Genomic DNA, 614 nt, shown 5'->3' on the forward strand with positions numbered 1-614 from the left:
CGAGGCACAGCGCCTCCTCGACGAGCTCGCCGCCGAAGGAAAACCGCTGAACTTCACGATGTCGCTCTACCCGGCGACCAAGGGCGTGGGTGAGGCCATCCAGACCCAGCTCAGCACGCTGAACAACCTCACCGTCAACGTGCGCACCATCGACGTGGCGCAGGTCGGACAGATCATGGCGCAGAAGGACTACGACACCCTGGTCAGCACCGTGGCCTTCGGCGATCCCGAACCGCGCCTGTGGTTCTCCTTCCACAGCAAGTCCGCGGGCAATACCAGCGGCATCAAGGATGCCGAGCTGGATGCCGCGCTGGAGGCCGGCCGTACCTCCACCGATGTGGCTGAGCGGACGAAAGCATATGAGACCGTTCAGAACCGGCTTGTCGAACTGAACCCGGTCGTCTTCTACACGCGTGCAGCACCCGGTGTGATCGCCAACAGCAACGTCGGCGGCATCCAGCAGTACGGAATGGGCTCGGTCCTCCCCGAGACCCTCTGGGTGCAGCGTTAGTCGAACTGTTCGCGCACCGGCGCTGTCCCACCATGACGCCGGCGCGCGGACAGTCGATTCGAATGCCGGCGGTCCGGGTTCCCTTACCCGGACCGCCGGCATC

The 614-nt window shown here is 64.8% G+C and carries 1 pseudogene; it reads left to right on the top strand.

What is annotated here, in order from left to right:
* Positions 1-511: pseudogene (locus I0Q12_RS02050) on the top strand (ABC transporter substrate-binding protein); the annotation flags it as partial.
* Positions 512-614 lie beyond the last annotated feature (103 nt).

Source organism: Rhodococcus sp. CX, from assembly GCF_015865005.1.
GTDB lineage: Bacteria > Actinomycetota > Actinomycetes > Mycobacteriales > Mycobacteriaceae > Rhodococcus.